The organism is Pseudomonas fluorescens (assembly GCF_902497855.1).
GTDB classification, from domain to species: domain Bacteria; phylum Pseudomonadota; class Gammaproteobacteria; order Pseudomonadales; family Pseudomonadaceae; genus Aquipseudomonas; species Aquipseudomonas fluorescens_BI.
The window spans coordinates 161,663-177,602 of sequence record NZ_CABVHU010000010.1 but is presented as its reverse complement, the minus strand read 5'-3'; the positions used below and the strand labels follow the sequence as shown (position 1 = coordinate 177,602).

General features: G+C 62.4%; 12 protein-coding genes. 5 read left to right on the top strand and 7 right to left on the bottom strand.

The window, feature by feature from the left end:
* The first annotated feature begins 139 nt into the window (after nt 1–139).
* On the top strand, nt 140–799 hold the full coding sequence (locus tag F8N96_RS20555; RefSeq protein WP_150799365.1) for a DUF2384 domain-containing protein: 660 nt from the start codon (nt 140–142) through the stop codon (nt 797–799).
* The gene (locus F8N96_RS20550; RefSeq protein WP_150799364.1) at nt 792–1,445 is read left to right on the top strand and encodes an RES family NAD+ phosphorylase; all 654 of its coding nucleotides are present in this window, start codon (nt 792–794) and stop codon (nt 1,443–1,445) included. Before F8N96_RS20555 ends, F8N96_RS20550 begins: the two co-directional genes overlap by 8 nt.
* Before the next feature lie 40 nt (nt 1,446–1,485).
* On the opposite strand, the gene F8N96_RS20545 is transcribed toward F8N96_RS20550, so the two are convergent.
* The 3 genes from F8N96_RS20545 to F8N96_RS20535 are packed head-to-tail and all read right to left on the bottom strand — an operon-like array spanning nt 1,486 to nt 5,687.
* A complete protein-coding gene (locus tag F8N96_RS20545; protein ID WP_150799363.1) occupies nt 1,486–2,556 on the bottom strand; it encodes a lipocalin-like domain-containing protein in 1,071 nt (356 codons plus the stop codon).
* The gene (locus F8N96_RS20540; RefSeq protein WP_150799459.1) at nt 2,546–5,017 is read right to left on the bottom strand and encodes an ABC transporter permease; all 2,472 of its coding nucleotides are present in this window, start codon (nt 5,015–5,017) and stop codon (nt 2,546–2,548) included. Before F8N96_RS20540 ends, F8N96_RS20545 begins: the two co-directional genes overlap by 11 nt.
* 1 nt (nt 5,018) lies before the next feature.
* Complete coding sequence (locus tag F8N96_RS20535) at nt 5,019–5,687, bottom strand: ABC transporter ATP-binding protein (RefSeq protein ID WP_150799362.1); 669 nt, start codon at nt 5,685–5,687, stop codon at nt 5,019–5,021.
* A gap of 239 nt (nt 5,688–5,926) precedes the next feature.
* Between F8N96_RS20535 and F8N96_RS20530 the strand changes: the two genes are divergently transcribed.
* Entirely contained in the window at nt 5,927–6,313 is a 387-nt protein-coding gene (locus F8N96_RS20530; protein ID WP_150799361.1) for a hypothetical protein, read from the top strand.
* On the opposite strand, the gene F8N96_RS20525 is transcribed toward F8N96_RS20530, so the two are convergent.
* From F8N96_RS20525 to F8N96_RS20510, 4 genes are all read right to left on the bottom strand, one after another.
* Entirely contained in the window at nt 6,304–7,734 is a 1,431-nt protein-coding gene (locus F8N96_RS20525; protein WP_150799360.1) for a sigma-54-dependent transcriptional regulator, read from the bottom strand. The genes F8N96_RS20530 and F8N96_RS20525 overlap by 10 nt on opposite strands.
* The gene (locus tag F8N96_RS20520; RefSeq protein ID WP_150799359.1) at nt 7,703–9,199 is read right to left on the bottom strand and encodes an ATP-binding protein; all 1,497 of its coding nucleotides are present in this window, start codon (nt 9,197–9,199) and stop codon (nt 7,703–7,705) included. Before F8N96_RS20520 ends, F8N96_RS20525 begins: the two co-directional genes overlap by 32 nt.
* 102 nt (nt 9,200–9,301) lie before the next feature.
* Nucleotides 9,302–10,276 (bottom strand): SCO family protein, encoded by a 975-nt coding sequence (locus F8N96_RS20515; RefSeq protein ID WP_224794117.1) that lies wholly within the window; start codon nt 10,274–10,276, stop codon nt 9,302–9,304.
* Between the two features lie 295 nt (nt 10,277–10,571).
* Nucleotides 10,572–12,020, bottom strand: a complete 1,449-nt coding sequence (locus tag F8N96_RS20510) for a sensor histidine kinase (protein ID WP_150799357.1) — start codon at nt 12,018–12,020, stop codon at nt 10,572–10,574.
* 294 nt (nt 12,021–12,314) lie between these two features.
* Between F8N96_RS20510 and F8N96_RS20505 the strand changes: the two genes are divergently transcribed.
* Both F8N96_RS20505 and F8N96_RS20500 read left to right on the top strand, forming a co-directional pair.
* On the top strand, nt 12,315–13,661 hold the full coding sequence (locus F8N96_RS20505) for a hypothetical protein (RefSeq protein WP_150799356.1): 1,347 nt from the start codon (nt 12,315–12,317) through the stop codon (nt 13,659–13,661).
* A gap of 35 nt (nt 13,662–13,696) precedes the next feature.
* Nucleotides 13,697–15,931: an Ig-like domain-containing protein gene (locus F8N96_RS20500; protein WP_150799355.1), complete on the top strand. Its 2,235-nt coding sequence runs from the start codon at nt 13,697–13,699 to the stop codon at nt 15,929–15,931.
* Nucleotides 15,932–15,940 lie beyond the last annotated feature (9 nt).

The window sequence follows — 15,940 nt, the reverse complement described above, 5'->3', positions numbered from 1 at the left end:
GGACAGACGACCGCTGAAGCGGTTGATTGGCGCCGCTACGCACCGCTCAGCCACCCCAGGGCTTGCTAAGACCAACCCAACAGAGTTAGATTGGATATGTGCATTTACCTATCGCGCCAATAACTTTCAGGAGGTCGTCATGACCACTACGGTCGAATCGATTGAGATCCGGCACACATCCCGACCTGACGGGGTTGCCGACTCTGCATCCGAAGACAGCGAAAGGGTCGTCATCACACTCAAGGCCACCCACGAGGCTGTGCAGGCATACATCATCTCCCTCGAAATGCTAACCACAGCTTTTCGTTGGCAGTTGCAATCTGTCCCGGAGGAAACTATCTCGACAATAGTCTCTCTGTGCGTTCCGAAAAAGCCGGTCACTTCCACCCTTCTGCGCGAAGCAAAGATGCTGGTCCAGGCGAAGACTGAAATCCTCCACAGCAATGACTGGATTACCGCGCACGAAATCGCCGAGCTTGCCCAGTTCAAGTCGAGCAACCCCAGTTCTCAGCCGAACAAATGGAAGCTCAGTGGCAAGATTTTCGCCCTGCGTCATGAAGGGGTCGATTACTTCCCGATCTACGGGTTGGACCCCGCGCACGGCTTCCGACCTTTCGCCAGGCTTGGGAGTGTGATTTCGACTCTGGCCTCCATGAAAGACGGTTGGGGAATGGCCTTCTGGTTTGCATCGCCCAACAGTTATTTGGGCGGCAAGCGCCCAAAAGACCTGCTACAGAGCGACCCACAAGGCGTGCTGGAAGCGGCTGAGGACGAAGTAGCCGGGGTCATCCATGGTTGAAAGGCTGCCAAAGCGCCCGCCTGCTCCCGACGAACATATTCAGGTGCGCCTGATCACCATTGAGGCCGGCCGGGTACTGCATCGTTTTCACATGAATAAATTCCAGGCGACGGATTTCAATGGCACCGACAAAGGCAATGCGAGATTCAGCCCGATCCGGAACGCTCTGGGCGAGATCATCCCCACACTGTACGGTGGCAGTACATTCGACTGCGCGGGTATGGAGACCGTATTCCGCGATGTGACCTATGAACCTGCGCCGAAGTATTACCAAAAAGCAAAGCTCGCCGGGTTCGTGTATTCAAATGTCCTGGTCATTGAAGAGCTTTCTGTGGTGGATCTGTCCTCCAAAGCCTTGCGGTCACTGAACATAACCCGCAACGAACTTATCGACACCGAAAAGAACCTGTACCCGACAACGCGCCTATGGGCCGAGGCAATTCACGCGTCCGTACCTGATGCGCAGGGCCTGCGCTGGATTTCGCGGCAGGACGATACGGCAGAAGCGGTTGTGCTATTCGGCGACAGAATCGGACCAACCGCCCTTGTCCAGCATGGACGCAGCTTGGATGTGATCAATGACGAGGACGCCTACAATCGGCTACTGGACCTGGCCGAGGTCATTGGTGTACGGATAGTGCCCTGAAAAATGCTGGCCAACGAGCTCTGGCAACCTCCCTGGTCCCTCAATACCCAGTCATTTCCAGGTAGCCCTGCCCGCCATGGCTACCACTCAATTGCACCGGCCCCTCCCAATAGGGAATGCGCAAATCCATCCAGGCATTGGGGTTGAGGGCATTGATCGTGATGTCGAGTTGCTTGCCGGGAATTTTGATCGACCATTGGACGGGCATGGAACGGCCGGCGACGTTCGCCGTGCCCTGCGGTGTGAGGAGGATGTCGGTGGCGTGCAATGATTGCGTCTGCCCTTGGGCGTCGATCCAGGTACCGGTGAGGTAAGGCTCGCCGTCCTTATGCCGCATGCGGTACAGCATGACCTGTTCGCCGCTGTCCAGGTGCAGGGAAAACCAGTCCCAGCCCGTTTGATTCGCAGTCAGCGGCTGGCTGCTCCATTCGCGATCGAGCCAGGCGGGGCCGCTGACCCGATGTGTCTTGCCATCGATTTCGAGTGTGCCACTGGCCTGGAAAAACGGTTGGCTGTAGTAGTAGGACGCCTGGCCCTGTTCGGATTTCTGGCTGAAACCCTGGTCGCCCTGCAACACCAACGGACGCGCAGAGGTCAGCCGCAGTTGGTAGTTGAACGCCTTGTCCCGGGCGCTGAGCTGCAGATCGGCCAAAGGATTGTCCGCGCTGGCCTGGCTGTTGAAATGCCAATCGTCGATCCACGCACTGAACGGCGTCAGGTTCACCCCGGCCTGACCCACACCACCCCGGGCGTAACGTTCGGCGGCATGGTGCACCGTTGCCGACGTCACCGCAGCATGCCCCAGCCAGATGATCGGGTTACCCCAGCCAGCTTGTTCGGGCGCAGCGCTCAATGCGCTGCGAAACAACGTCCATTGCGCGCCGAACTCGTTGCCCTGATCGTCCTTGAGGTTGGCGGTGACATACCACCATTCGATGCGAAAACCATCGTGAGGGCCGTGATCCGCCGGGAAGCTGAAGGCTCTGCCAGGCACCACTGGCGTGAACGCGGCAGCCTGATTGCCCAGCCCCGCGAAGCCTTTCTCGACAGGCGCCGGATTATCGCACCCGCCGAGCAACGCCAGTAACAACACACCGACCTTAATCCTCATGGGCAAAGGTCCTCAGCAAATCCGCCGGTTGCGTGCGGTACAGCGAGTACAGCGGCCACGCCGACGCCAGCAAGGTCGCGAACAGCGCCAATCCCAGCAACTGCAACAGCTGCAGCGGGAACACCTGCAGCGGCAGGCGCCAGCCGAAAGCCTGGACGTTGATCACGGCATTCAGGCACCAGGCCAGCGCGATGCCCAAAGGCAATGCCAGCATTAGCGTCAGCACCGCCAGCAACCAGGTTTGCCCAAGGTTGAGCAGCATCAATTGCCGACGTGTCACACCCAGCGCCCATAGCGGTGCAAGCTGCCCCAAGCGGCTCTGGCTCTGGGTCAACAGGCTGATGAACAACGCCACGCCCGCCACGCAGAGGGTCAGGCTGTTGAGCGCAGCGGTTGCGGCAAAGGTGCGCTCGAACACTTGCGTGGACCAGCCCTTGAGCCGCGCCTGATCGACGATGCGGCTGTCATCCAGGCTGAAGCGCGCTTGCAGCGCCGTCAGGAATGCCGGGATCGACGGCGGGTCGATGCGCAGATTGAAGCGGTTGGGGGTCAACTGCGGCCAGGCGCGCAGCAGGTGGTCGGCGTTGACCAGAATGTGGCCCTTGGGATTGCCGTAGTCGGCGTAGATCCCGACGATCTGTGGCGACCACGGGCCGCCCGGCGTCGGTAGCGTCAGGTGATCGCCAAGGTGCACTTTCAAGCGCCGCGCCAGTTGCTCGCTGAGCATCAGCGCATCGTCGCTGGCCAGGCGATCCCACGGCTTGTCGCCCAAGGCTTCCAGCAACGGCCAGTGCTGACGGTAGGTCGGGTGATCGATCACGCCAAAGACATCCGCCGGCCAACCTTGCACCTGGACAGACACCTGCCAGTTGGGCAGCACCGCCGTGAGCTGCGGCTGTTGTTTGAGCCACGTGTGCAGCGCTGTGGCCTGGGCCGGGTTTTGTGGATTGAGGTAGAGCTCGGCGGTCAACCGTTGTTCGAGCCAGTGGCTGAAGGTCTGGCGGAAACCGGCGGTCATGCTGCCGGCACCGATGTTGGCCGCCAGGGCCAACAGCAGCGCCATCAACGCCAGGCTCAGGGCCGGCAGTTGCTGGCGGCAATCGGCGACAAACCATTGGCCGAGCACCGAGCGACTGCGCCGCAACACCAGGCTCAGCACGCTATTGAGCACCACCGGCAGCGCCAGCGCGGCGGCGAGCAACAGCGCGGCCATCAACACGAAACCACTGGCCAGGCTGTCGCCCCGCAGCAACGCCAGCAGCGCAATCACCGCGGCCGTCCCGGCCACCCAACCCTGGCGTCGCAACCAGCGCGCATGGGCCTGATGCCAGGCCTGCGGGTCGGCCAGGGCCAGCAATGGCAGACGCGCCGCCCGCCACAGACTGCTGGCACCTGCCAGCAAGGCACCGAGCAGGCTCAGGCCGACGCCGCTGAGCCACCACCACGGGCTGAGGCTCAACTGCCCCGCCACTTCGGCGCCATACAACCCGCGCAGACTGGCGGCGACATCCGGCAACAGCACACTGGCCAGCAGATAGCCGCTGACGACTCCAGCGAGACCGCCGATCAGTGCCAGTCCACCCAGTTCGACACTCAGACACGCAATCAACATCCGGGCACTGACCCCGCAGGCGCGCAGGGTTCGCAGCAGTCCCCGGCGTTGCTCCAGCGCCAGGCCGATGGCGGCGTGGACGATGAACAAGCCGACCACGAATGACAGAAACCCCAGGGCATCGAGGTTCAGGTGAAAGCTCTCGGTCAGGCGCGCCAGATTGTTCTCTTCGCCGCGGCTCTTGAGTTGCAGCTGGCCTTTGAATTGATCGGGCAGCGTCGCACTGAAGTCCCTGGGCAGCAGCAGTCGCGACAGCTGATCCGGCAAGCCGAGGATCTGCTGGGCAAAGCCGATATCCACCAGCAACATACCCGGCGCCATATCGGCTTCAACACGCAGCGGCGGCAACGCGGTGCCGCTCAAGCTCACAGGCTGTTCGCCCTCGTGCAAGCCCAAAGCCTGCAAGGTCTGCGGCGAAATCCAGGTCCTGCCCGGCGGGCTGAAAAATTCGACGATCCGCTCGATCGCCAGTGCCTGCCCGGCCACCGCGGAACCGGCTGGCAGCGACACCGGCTCGATGCCCATCAGTTGCAAGCGCTGGTCTTCATGGCCCTTGAGGGTCAGCCGGCCCTGCAGCACCGGCGACACCGGCCAGCCGGCACGGCGCAGATCGACAAACACTTGCTGGGAGAAGGTTGCGCCGCTGGGGGTACCGAGGCTGGCCTGGGGTTCACCGCCGATCAACTGGCTGGCCCGGGCATAGCTGTCCCGCGCCTGGCTGTTCAGCGCCTGCACGCCGGCCAGCAGACTGGTAGCGAGCCAGAGCCCGGTCAATACGCTGAAAAATTGCACCGGGTGCTGCCGCCAGTGGCTGAGCAGCGCCCGCAAGGTTTCGCCAAGGACCCGCACGTCAGCGTTCGTCCGCGTCAGCCAGCCGGCCACCCTGCAGCACCACTTTTTCCGCCAGTCGCGCCGCGACCCGTTGGCTGTGGGTGACCATCAACAAGGACGTGGGGCTGTCGTCGAGCAGTTCCAGCAACAACTTCAACACCTCGTCGCTGGTGGCTTCATCGAGGCTGCCGGTGGGTTCGTCGGCCAGCAACAGTTTCGGTTGCGACGCCAGCGCCCGGCCCAGCGCCACCCGCTGCTGTTGCCCGCCGGACAACTGCTCCGGATAACGTCGCAGCACATCGGCCAACCCCAGACGCTGCACCAGGTGCGCCTGCCAACGCGGATCATGCCGCCCCGCCAGCCGCGCCTGGAACGCCAGGTTGTCTTCCACGCGCAAGCTGCCTATCAGGTTGAACTGCTGGAACACCAGGCCGATTTCAGTCCGCCGCCAGTTCGCCAGTTGCCCTTCGCTCATCTGTTCCAGGCGATGCCCGCCGCTGACGATGCTGCCGCGATCGACCTTGTCCAGCCCGGCGATCAAATGCAGCAAGGTGCTTTTGCCACTGCCCGACTCGCCCATCAGCGCCAGGCTGCTGCCGGGTTTCAAGGTCAGGTCGACACCTTGTAATACGGGTAATGGACCCTGGGGAGTGGCGTAGCTTTTGAAGACGCCTTGGACCGACAGCATGGGGGCAGGCTCGTTGAGGTCAGTGAGCCTAGGATAGCGGACGGCAGCGGCACCGCGTTATCGTTCTTCGCGGTGGTGCGGCGACCCGGCTTGCCGGCGAAGGCGTCAGTGGCAGCACGCTCCAGAACTCGGGTTTTGTTGGCTTCTTGTAACCGAGGCATCGCAAACGCGAGCCCCTATGCAAGCTATAGTTAATGACCTTGGGGAAATGCGCGAATACCGATTTCGCAGGTGCAACCATGAACAAAACCGATCTGACGCTAGCGTTCGCCCTCTGTCTGTCCACCACCGCCCAGGCGGACGACCTGACCCCCACCACCGATTACAGCAGCGGGTTCAACTATTACGGCGAGAACCAGCCCTTCGCCCATCCCGTTCCACCCTCCCTGAGCACCGTGCCGCCGCGGTCGTATATCCCCACGGCCCCGAAGGAATTCATCCCGATTGCGAGCCAGCATGTGTTCTATGACTCAAGATTGCCAACCGTCGCGGATGCCACCGTGCGGGTGTTCATCCGCTCCTACGACGCCGAACGCGGCGTCTACGTCAACGAAGAAGTGCTCGACCCCACCTGTATGCTCGCCTGCCTCAGCGGCCAGGGACAGGCGAGCGAGGTCTACCACTGACGTTTGTCCGGGCGCGCGAGGCCGAGTTTTTCGATCCGGTACCGCAGCATGTCGCGGCTCAGGCCCAGCAGCCGTGCGGATTTGGTGACGTTCCAGTCGGTCTTGTCGAGCATCTTGCGCACCATGTCGCGCTCCACTTCCGGCAGGTTCATCGACTCGGTGCCGTTGTAGGCCGGGCGCGGTTCGCTGTGTTGGGGTTCCTGCTGGTACGCGAGTGGCTCATCCACCAGGCTCAGGCACACGTTCAACTGGTGGGTGGCAATGGTGTCGTTCTGGGCCAGCAGCACGGTTTGCTCGAGCATGTTGCGCAACTCGCGCACGTTGCCCGGCCAGCTGTAGTTGAGCAGCAACTCTTCGGCCTGGTCGCTGAAATGCAGGTGCGGCTTGCCATAGCGCTTGCCATGGATCGCCAGGAAATGCCGTGCCAGTACCAGGATGTCTTCGCCCCGGGCATACAGGCGCGGCACCTTGATCGAGATGATGCGCAAGCGGAAGAACAGGTCGCGGCGGAACTTGCCCTGCTGCACCATTTGTTCGAGGTTGCAGTTGGTGGCGCTGATCACCCGCAAATCGACCTTGCGCTCCTTCACCGAACCGACCCGGCGAATGGTCCGGTCTTCCAGCAGCTTGAGCAGTTTGGCTTGCAGCAGCAGGTCCATTTCCCCGACTTCATCGAGAAACAGCGTACCGCCATCGGCCGCTTCCACCAGCCCGACCCGACGGTCCTTGGCGTCGGTGAAGGCGCCTTTCTCGTGACCGAACAGCTCCGACTCCACCAGGTTGGAAGGAATCGACGCGCAGTTGAACTCTATGAACGGGCCTTTGCTGCGCGGACCGTCGAAGTGCAGCGCCCGGGCCACCAGTTCCTTGCCGGTGCCGGTCTCGCCTTCGACGAGTACCGGCGGCAGGTCGGTGTTGGCCATGCGCCGCTCGGCGTCGAGTAACTGGCCGAGGGTGTTCTTCAGGTACTGCATGGGCGCCGAGTCGCCGATCAAGGCCTGCACCCCGGACTTCTGCGCTTCGCGTTCCTGATAAAACGACAGCGTGCGTTCCATCCGCTCGGTGGCCAGGGCCTTGTCCAGCAACAGCTTGAGCTCCGGCAGGGCCACCGGCTTGGTGACGTAATGGAACGCGCCCTCTTTCATCGCCGTCACGGCATCTTCGACGTTACCGTAACCGGTCATCATGATCACTTTCAGGTCCGGCGCGCTGATGCGCAGCTTCTGGATCAGGTCGTGACCGCTCATGCCCGGCAACGAATTGTCGGTGAGCACCACCTCCGGCACGAATGTGCTCAATTGCTCCAAAGCATCCTCGGCCGAGTGGCAGACTGTCACCTCGAAGTCTTTGCGCTCCAGGTAGGTCTGAATATTCTCGGCAAGGAGTTCATCATCCTCGACCAGCAGTATGCTGCGCTCCATGTTCCCCTCCCGTTGCCACTATAAAGTTGAGACTGACGCGGGTTCCTTCCTGCTCTCGGCTGGTCAGTTCGACCGAGCCGTCGAAACGCTCCATTATTCGTTTGACCAGGGCCAGGCCTACGCCCAACCCCCCTTGTTTGGTGGTGAAAAACGGCTTGAACACCATTTGTTGCTGCTGCGGGTTCATGCCCTTGCCGGTATCGCTCAGGGTCATGCACACCCGCCCGGGCTGCGGCGATTCGATTTCGATACTGAGCACGCCGCCCTTGGGCATCGCTTCCAGGGCATTGGCGAACAGGCTGTTGAGAATCTGCGTGAGCAACACCCGTTGGCTGACAACCGGCGGACAGCTCTGCGGCGTGAAACGCACCTCGACCCCGCAGCGTTTGATCAGTGCGTCGAAGGCACTCAGGGTGTCGTCGATCGCCAACACCAGTTCCACCGCTTCACCCTCGTCATTCACCGGGCGCAATGACACCAGCAACTCCCGGACCCAGCGCGACATGCGATCGACCTGGTTGATGATGTCGCCGATGTTCTTCTGCGCGCCCTGGCTGGCGATGTCCTGGGCCAGTTCGGCACTGGACCGGATGTTGGCCAGCGGATTGCGCAGGCTGTGAGCCACCGCCGAGGACATTTCCCCAAGGGCGACAAAGGTCTCGTTGCTGATCAGCTGTTTCTGCTGGCTCTCGAGCAGCTTGGCCGCACGCCGCACTATCCAGAACAACGCCAGGTAAATCGCTGCGCCGCCCAGCACGGTCACCAGCCAGATGGCCTTGAAACCGCGCTGGATGCGCGCCACCAGATCCTTCGGTTCCTTGTAGATTTCCACCATGGCGATCACTTGGCTTTTGTCGGCATTGAACATCGGGATGTAATTCTCGATGAACAGGTATTCGGGCTCGCGCAGCAATCGCTGCTCAGGGCGTTCCTCGACGACCTCGTGGTAACTGGTGGACACCGACTCCTTCATGGCGAAGGACTCATCCAGCTCTTCATCGTCCTCGATTCGCACGCCGATCAACTCTGGGTTGGTCGACCAGACGATGGTACGGTCCAGGGCATAGACCGTGGCCAGCAGCAGATCGGGCAGATGCTCCACATGATCGAGAAACTCGACGCGGGCGGCGGCTCGGGTCGCCGGTTCGACGTCGGGATAAGCATGGTCCTGGCGCGGATCGAGCATTTCGCCCATGGTTCGGTTCGGGCTGATCGCAGCATGGCGGATTTCGGCCTCACCCATGGACTGAATGAATTGCGCGGTCAGCATGGAATCGCGTTCGACACTCTCGGTCACCACGAATCGCGTGGAAACAGAGCCCAACCCCAGCGCCACGGCAGCGATGATGAAAAAGCTGCCGAACGAGAACCAGCGCAGCAAATTGAACGGCCCACGCCTGCCCTTGCGTCCTGTAGCCGGCGTCTGCAACGACGCAGCTGTTTGTTGTTGATCCAATATCTGCATGGGTGGGTCCTGGATGCTTGCAACAAGCCTTTTCAGCCGTGTTTCGAATCAGTGTAGGTGGCATTGTTCGAGACTGATGGCGCCATTGATATTATTTGGCCGCTACTGCGTTTTCACAGCCTGCAACGGCTGCTGGCGCTCGGTTTCTTCCTGCAAAAATGCCAGGATGGACTGCGCCGCGTTCTCATCCAGACGCAGGTTGGGCATCGGTATCCGGTCGAAGCGCTCGAACAATTGCATCGCGATCGGGTCCTTTTCCGCCAGCATGCGGTCCGGCTCGCGAATCCAGCGAGCCAGCCAGGCCGGCTCGCGCTGGCGAGTGACGCCGATCAGGTCGGGACCGATGCTGCGCAGGCCGATGCCTTGGCCGTCCTGCGGGCCGAGGCTGTGACACGATGCGCAGCGGGTGCGAAACAATTCTTCGCCGTTGCTGGGCGGCCGCAGCTGCGGCGCATTGGCGTAGCTTTGCTCGACACTGGGCTGCTTCCAGTTCTGCAAGGTGTTGGCCAACTGATCGGCCAGAATCCACGGGTTCTCGAAGGGCGACGCTTTCATCCAGCGGCCCGTGGCCTGGTTGCCGACGATCAGGCTCAGGTTGTGGTCTTTGTTGCGTCCGTTGTCGACGCCTTCGATGAACAGCCCGAGCTTGTGCCGCAGCTCGGTGACAGCGTCGAAGTCGCCGGTGAGAAATAGCCAGCCCGGCCCCGCCTTGAACCGTTGCGCGTAGGACTTGAGCACCGCGGGCGTGTCGCTGAGCGGATCGATGCTGATGGAATAGAAAAAGATGTCCTTGCCGACCCGGTCCCCCGGCAACTGTTGCACCTGACGCAGGCGCGCGGTTTCCAGCGGGCAGGAATCGCTGCACGTAGTGAAGATGAAATTGATCACCACCACCTTGTCCCGGATCAGGTCATCGAAGAAATGCACCTGCCGACCGTCCTGGTCGGTCAGCAGGGTATTGGGAAAATAACCGGCGCCCCAAGGTGTCACGACGTCAGCGGGCGCTTCGACCACCTCGTGAGCCACCAACAACCAGGTAGCCAGCAGACAGCTCACCAGTATCAGTATCAGCTGCATGCCCAAGGCGTTCCGCGCGGCCGGTTTATCGGCGGATTCGTCGTAATACGCGCAAGGGTCGGTGGGTTCGGGCTGTCGTTCGTCACTGAAAGGGAACCGCGCTTTGCTGTCCATCACCCGCCGCCTCGAAGTCATTAAGGGGTATGGGTGATGTGCAAGTAGCTCGCCAGATTTGTAACAGGTTTTTACAATGAATTAACGACTGACAAAACAGTGGCTTATCAACATCAATGTGCCATGACCGGAAAACGATTGGGGAATGACACCCGCTAACGGGGAACGTTCACACCCGTTTTCAGTGCAGCCGTTTGAACGAAAGACGCACCGTCGTGCCCTCGCCCTCGCGGCTTTCCAGGGTCACCGCGCCGCCGAAGCGATCCATGATCCGCTTCACCAGCACCAGTCCGACCCCCAGGCCTGCGCGTTTGGTGGTGTAAAACGGCCGGAAAGCCATGCTGCGTTGCTCTTCGTTCATGCCTTTGCCGGTGTCGCTGACTAACACGCTAATGCCTTGGGCATCGGTCGGCTCCAGGGCGATGGTGAGCGTGCCGCCCTTCTCCATCGCCTCCAGTGCATTGGCCAGCAAGCTGTTGAGGATCTGGGTCAACTGCACCTGCTGGCTCAGGACCATGGGCGTTTCCCTGGGCTCGAACACGACCAGGACGTTGGCCTTGGCGATCTGCTGCTCGAAGGCCATGAGGCTGTCATGCAACGCCACCACCAGATTGACCGACTCCGCCTCGTCGTTGAGCGGGCGCAAGGATTGCAGCAGCTCCCTGACCCATTTCGACATGCGATCGACCTGGCCAATGATGTCGTTGATGTTCTTGTGCGCCGCGCCAGTGTCGAACTCCAGCGCCAGTTCAGCGCTGGAGCGAATGGTCGCCAATGGATTGCGCAGGCTATGGGCCACCGCCGACGACATCTCGCCCAGAGCGACAAAGGTTTCGTTGGTGATCAGTTGCTGCTGTTGCGCCGCCAGCAGAGTCGCTGCCCGGCGCACGATCCAGTACAGCCCCAGGTAAATCAGCCCGCCGCCCAGGGCGGTGGCCAGCCAGATCAATACCAGGCCGCGCTCCATGCGATTGATCAGGTCCTTGGGCTCCTTGTAGATCTCGACCATCGCGGTGACTTTGTCGCCGTCGGCATCGAACAGCGGAATGTAGTTCTCGATGAAGATGTATTCGGGGGGCGTTACGAACTTTTGCTCCATGCGGCTGTGGTCGACGTTGTGATAGCTGGCCGACACCGGAGTCTTGGAGGCAAAGGCTTGGTCCAGGTCGTCGTCGGTATGGATGGTGGTGCCCATCAATGCCGGGTTGGTCGACCAGATCACCATGCGGTCGGGGGCGTAGATGTTGGCGAGGATCACGTCCGGCAAGTGTTCGATATGGTCGAGGAATTCGCCACGGGCATTGGCCCGGGCCATGGGGTCGACGTCGGGGAAGTCCTTGTCCTTGCGTGGGTCGAGCAATTCGCCCATGGTCCGCACGTTGGGAATCGACACATGGCGTACCTCGGCCGAGGCGATCGCCTGAATGAACTGGGACGTCAGCAAGGCATCGCGCTGCACGCTTTCGGTAATCACGAACCGCGTGGACACCGACCCCAGCGCCACGGCAACCGTGCCGATCACCGCCAGGCTGATCAGCGAAAACCAGCGCAACAGATTGAACGGTGGCTTGCGCGAGTGCAGGCGAGTATCGCCCTCCTGCGACTGGAGCGCATTGGTAAGCATGTTCATGGACATTTGTTCCCGACGTTTCCCCTATAGGGTTATAGCCCACTAATGGCCGTTTGCCCGATGTCGGGGTTTGGCCCATGGCAACGATCCCACCGTTCCCCGCTATACCCACCTGCCCCCAATGCTGGGGACAATGGCCCGTTCGCTCGAGCGACGGCCTGACGGCGTTTGTCCGTCCCATGCCCGTGTCCCGGACCTCTCAAGAACGTTTTCGCCGCTTGGTACGGAAGTTGCCGAAGCCCTCTCAACTGACCCATCCCCACGGGACAGGTACTCTGATAGAGGGATTAACTCATGCACCCCTTACTGTCCAAAACTGCGGCCGCCCTGGTCGTGAGTGCTCTGGCCCAAGGCGTCGCCCAGGCAGCGTTGTACGCTGTCGACCCCGGACCTTACCTTCCCGCCAATGGCTCGTTCGCCGCCTGGTATCAGGACACCCACGGTCGAACCCTCGACCTGTGCCTGTCCAAGGCGGTCAGCTCCAGGGCTCCCGGAGCACCCGGCGCGCCGTCGTACATGTGTACGTTGTTGCCGACCCCCGGCGTATTCGACGATGCACAACCCATCGTCTTCCCGACCAACTTCCCTGACGAAGCTTTCTGGTTCACCGCCGACGCGGAAATCGTCGACGCTGCCCGGGGCATCGACCTGTCGTTCGGTACCGCCATCGAAGCAGCCTTCGCCGCTGAAGAACCGGTAGAAGGCGACCAGATGAGTTTTGCCCGGGTACGTATCCGCGTCGACGTGCCCACTGCCGGCACGTACACCATCACCCACCCTTATGGGGTCGACATATTCGACGTGCCCGCCGGGGGCACCCGGGCGATCAACATGACCCGCGACATCGGCATCGGTTCGCCGAAAACCTACGACGGCGCCCTGCGCGGCGACGTCGGCCCCTTCCTGCGCAGCGTCAACGGCCCGTACACCGAGACCAATCCGCTGACCGGTGCGGCCGAGAAATTCATCGGCGACCCGAACCTCGAAGAGGCCATCACCGGCAGTCCGTTCAACACCAACTTCGTGCGCATCGAAGGGCCCAATGGCCTTGATCTGCGCACCACGCTGTTCAGCATCTCCGGCAAGTTATCGACGGTGGTGCGGCCGACGCCGATGATCGCCCAGCGCAGCACCTACTCGCGCAAAGCCGGTGCAAGCGCGCCGATCGCCCAGCAGGACGTGTTCGTCATGGCGCCCCCGCCGCCGGCGACTGCCGCCGTGACCAGCAACAACCCGGTGCTGAACATGAGCGAAGCCACCACCACCGGCAACTGGTACGCGCAGTCCGCGGCCAACCCGACCTTGCCGAGCACGGTGCAGGTGACCGCCGACAACCACCTGGCGATCCCCACCAGCACACCGACCACCCTGTCCATGGCGCTGACCGACCTGGTGGTGATCCAGCGTGCGGAATACAGCCTCAGCAGCGGGCAACTGACCCTCGTGGCCTCGACCAGCGATGAAACCTCGCCGCCGGTGCTGACCGCCGCCTCCGCCAGTGGTGCCGCCATCGGCGCCCTCAGTGGCGAAGGCGCGGTGAAGACCCTGGCCACCGGGATCTCGCCGATACCACCGGCCAGGGTTCGCGTGACGTCATCCAATGGCGGCAGCGACACCGAAGAAGTGGTCATCGTGCAATGAACGCTCACATGCCCAGATCCTCATCAGGAGGCATCATGAACAATTGGCCACGCCTGGCGCTCAACGCCCTGGGACTGACTTTATCGCTGTCCGGCAGCGCATTCGCGCAACTCGCCGCCGTCGACCCCGGCCCTTACACCTTTGCCACGGGGAAATTTCCCATGTGGTATCAGGACAACAATCAATTGAAGCTGGAGCTGTGCCAGTCCCGGGCCGCCAGCTCGCGGGTGCCGGTCACCAACCCACCGTCGTACATGTGCGTCCTGGCGACGGAACCGGGCGTTTACGACGACGCCCAGCCGATGGTCTTCCCCGACAACTGGCCTGGAGAAGCCTTCTGGTTTGCGGCGGAGACCGAGATCCCGCAAGTCGGCAACAGCGGGTATGAACTGGAAGTCTACGTGGCCGCGATCGAGGCGGCATTCGGCGCCGAAACCCCGGTGGACGGTGACCAGGTCTCCTTCGCGCGGATCCGCCTGCGTGTCTCGGTGCCGACGCCAGGGGTCTATACCATCACCCACCCTTACGGGGTGGAAACGATCAACGTCACCACCACGGGTCGGCGCGCCATCAATATGACCCGGGACATCGGCATCGGTGGGCCGGGGAATTTCAGCGGCGTGCTGAACGGCAACGTCGGCCCGTTCCTGCGCAGCGTGAATGGCCCCTACACCGAGATGAACCCGGACACCGGGACCGTAGACACGTTCGTCGGCGATCCGAACCTCACCGAACAGGTCACCGGCAGCCCCAACAACACCAACTTCGTGCGCATCCAGGGACCGGCCGGGACCATCGAGACCAACCTGTTCACGGTGTCCGGCAAAGTCCTCGACAACCGTGCCCAGACCCCGGTGGAAATCGACCGCGCCACCTATCGGCGCACCGGTACCGGCACGCGGGTCGAAGTCTTCGGTAAATCGGGCAACAGCTCGAACCTGTGTTTCCGGGAAAGCATTGCCCTGGTACCCGGCCCACCGCTGTCGCCGTGCCTGATCAACATGACCGGCGACAACAATGGCCTGTTCTTCGGCCAGCGTCAGTTCACCGGCAACGTGCCTCCGGTCGTGGTGGTCACCGCCACCAGCCCGACGGGTACAACCCGGCCGACGGCGGTATCCAGCAAGGTCACGGACGTGGTGAAAGTCCAGACCGCGCGCTACAACTGGAGCAATCACAGCCTGCTGATCGAAGCGACATCGACTGACGAAGTGACGGTGCCGGACATGGTCGCCCAGGGTTACGGTCGCCTGTCGAAGACCGGCACCCTGCAACGCCTGACCGTCGCCGACCTGCCGCAGCCACCCGCCACCGTGACGATCAAATCCGCCGCTGGCGGCAGCGATACCGAACCGGTCGTGGTAGTCGGTTCCGCACCGGATACCGGCGAAAACCAGGCGCCACTGGCCGTGGCCGACACCGGCAGCACCAGCTTCGGGGTGCCGATCACCCTCAACCTGCTGGGCAACGACAGCGACCCGGACGGCAACACGCCACTGAGCATCACCGCGCTGACCCAACCGGCCGCCGGCCAGGGCACCGTCGCCTTGAGCGGCACCGCAGCGGTGGTCTACACCCCACCGGCCGTCGTCAATGCACCGCTGACCACAACCTTCACCTACAAGGCTCAAGACGTCAAAGGCCTGGCCTCGACCGCTCCAGCGACCGTGACCATCACCGTGGCGCCTAACCAGCCTCCGGTGGCCGTCGTCGACAGTATCGCGACCCTGGGCGTGGCGGTACCGATCAACGTGCTGGCCAACGACACCGACCCGGAAGGCAACGTGCCGTTAACCGTCGCCATCCAGACCCAACCGGCGGCCGGTCGCGGCACCGTCAGCACCGACGGCACCGTGATCACCTACACCCCACCGGCCACGGTCACGACGGCCTTCACCACGACCTTCACCTACATCGCCAGGGACAGCTTCGGCGCCCAGTCGGCGCCGGCCACGGTCACGGTGCAAGTCTCGCCAAGGCCTGCAGCGGAAACCTTCGCGGTAACCGCCGCCACCGTCCAGGCCCGCTCCAACAACCGCTTCAACTGGGACTTCTCGGGCACCTCTTCGGTGACTACGGGTAACACCATCACCGTCCAGGTGACCACCCCGACCGGGCTGGTGACCCTGGGTACCACCACCGTGCCGTTGACCGGACGCTGGCGGCTGACGGTGAGCAACAGCACCACGGTGATCCCGTCGGCCAATCCGACGGCGACCATCCGCTCCTCCCAAGGCACCGTGCGCACGGTCGCCGTCACCGTGCAGTAAGCCCTCGCC